A 2,338-nucleotide genomic window follows, 5' to 3' on the forward strand; every position below is an offset into this window, starting at 1 on the left:
GGGTAAGTAATGCTCAATAACACACTGCTATAAAATTCCTCTGTGACCTCAGTGTTCTTTGTGGTGAAAAAACAATCCTCCCGAAACTCGGAACCCGAAACACAATTTCCTTGTGCTTTTACCCGATTATATGTACTATTTCCGCGTTGTTTGGATATAGATATTTGCGGATCGATCTTTTAGCAAGGGGATGAATGCAGAATGGGCTATGCGGTTTTCTTAAAGGAAGTTAAGTTTTAAGGGAGAAAAAATGACTCAAGCTAAAACGACACAGGCAAACGGAAAAAAGCAAGACTCTATCGAAACTATTCTCTGGCAAGCGGCGGATAAACTCCATAAAAATATAGACGCCGCCGAATATAAACATGTTGTCCTCGGACTCATTTTTCTCAAATATATCTCCGACGTCTTTGAAGTTCTTCATAACAAATTAGTCAAAGGTGAAGCCGAGTTCCAAGGCGCAGACCCGGAAGACCCATACGAATATACCGCTGAAAAAGTATTCTTCGTTCCGCCTATCGCGCGGTGGAAAAACATTCAGGACAATGCTAAAAAAACAGAGATCGCACTTGAAAACGGTAAGAAAGTCGATATTGGCGGATATGTCGATGAAGCCATGGAAGCAATCGAACGCCGGAACACCTCGCTGAAAGGCGTGCTTCCAAAAGTATATGCCCGGCAAAACCTCGACAGGCAATCTCTCGGCGGATTGATCGATTTGATCGGCGGCATCGCACTCGGCGACGAATTTTCACGAAGTAAGGACATACTGGGGAAAGTCTATGAGTATTTTCTCGGACAGTTCGCTCTTGCGGAAGGCAAAAAGGGTGGACAATTCTATACACCCCGGAGCGTTGTCTGCCTGCTGGTGGAAATGCTTCAACCTTACGAGGGGCGCGTCTTCGATCCTTGTTGCGGTTCCGGCGGGATGTTCGTTCAAAGTGAAAGGTTCATTCATGCTCATCGGGATCACTACAGGAAGAACGGAAACAACGGTCTTGAACTCGATCCGTCCGACCGAATCAGCATCTATGGACAGGAATCAAACCGAACAACCTGGCAACTGTGTAAAATGAATCTTGCCATCCGCGGCATCGACAGTTCCAACATCCGCTGGAATAACGAGGGTTCTTTCCTTAACGACGCGCATAAAGACCTGAAAGCGGACTTTATCATCGCCAATCCTCCATTCAACGATTCGGATTGGTCTGGGCAATTACTAAGAGATGATGCCCGCTGGAAAACGTATGGAACTCCTCCTGCCGGAAATGCCAACTACGCTTGGATTCAGCACTTTATCTATCATATGTCTCGCACGAACGGTATGGCAGGCTTTGTGCTGGCAAAAGGATCGCTCACGTCCAAAACCAGCGGAGAGGGCGAAATCCGTAAAAAAATTATCGAAGATGGTCTTCTTGACTGCATCGTCAATCTACCGGCAAAGCTCTTTCTCAATACGCAGATACCTGCCTGCCTCTGGTTCCTGTCCCGCAAAAAAGAAGGCCGACTTGACAAAGTCTTGTTCATCGACGCCCGCAATCTCGGTTTTCTGATCAATCGCCGGACAAAAGATTTTACGGATGAGGATATATCTAAAATCTCGGGAACCTATCATCGGTGGCGGAATAAATCGGAGAGTTACGCGGACGTGCCGGGATTCTGTAAGTCTATCTCTCTTGACGAAATCCGGCAGAAGGATTATGTCCTGACGCCCGGACGTTATATTGGCCTGCCGGAAGATGATGACGACTTCGATTTCGCGGAACGCTTCGGCAAACTGAAAGCGGAGCTGGAAGAGCAAATGAAGGAAGAAGCGCGACTCAATGATCTCATTTTAGATAATTTGCGGAAGGTGAAATTCAATGACTGAAAATGCAATCATTAAGAAGGATGACATTCAAAGCCGGATTTATACCATCCGCAGCGTTCAGGTTGTGCTGGACAGCGATCTGGCAGAATTCTACGGCGTGGAAACCAAAGTATTGAATCAGGCGGTCAAAAGAAATATTGAAAGATTCCCTATAGAGTTCAGTTTTCAACTTACTGCTGAAGAAAATGATTCCTTGAGGTCACAATTTGTGACCTTAGAGAATGAAAATCACTTGAGATTCCAAATTGGCACCTCAAATAATAAGCAAAACATGAGGTCGCAATTTGCGACCTCAAACAAAAAGGGAGGTCGAAGGTATCTCCCCTATGTTTTTACCGAGCAAGGCGTGGCTATGCTTTCGGGCATTCTCCGAAGTGCAACCGCTGTTCAAATCAGCATTCAGATTATCAATGCTTTTGTCGCAATGAGAAAGTTCATTTCCGCCAATGCGCAAATATTTCATCGTCT

At 45.6% G+C, this 2,338-nt stretch carries 2 protein-coding genes; both read left to right on the forward strand.

The window, feature by feature from the left end; genetic code table 11:
- The first annotated feature begins 250 nt into the window (after positions 1–250).
- On the forward strand, positions 251–1,870 hold the full coding sequence (locus tag COT43_02060; GenBank protein PIS30320.1) for a DNA methyltransferase: 1,620 nt from the start codon (positions 251–253) through the stop codon (positions 1,868–1,870).
- A partial coding sequence (locus COT43_02065) for a DNA-binding protein (GenBank protein PIS30321.1) occupies positions 1,863–2,338 on the forward strand: 476 nt, incomplete at its 3' end. The genes COT43_02060 and COT43_02065, both read left to right, overlap by 8 nt.

It is taken from the genome of Candidatus Marinimicrobia bacterium CG08_land_8_20_14_0_20_45_22, from assembly GCA_002774355.1.
Classification (GTDB): domain Bacteria; phylum Fidelibacterota; class UBA2242; order UBA2242; family UBA2242; genus 0-14-0-20-45-22.

Excerpts from the sequence above, each read along its gene's own strand:
- COT43_02060 (PIS30320.1), top strand. The coding sequence starts at position 251 with ATGACTCAAGCTAAAACGACACAGGCAAACGGAAAAAAGCAAGACTCT.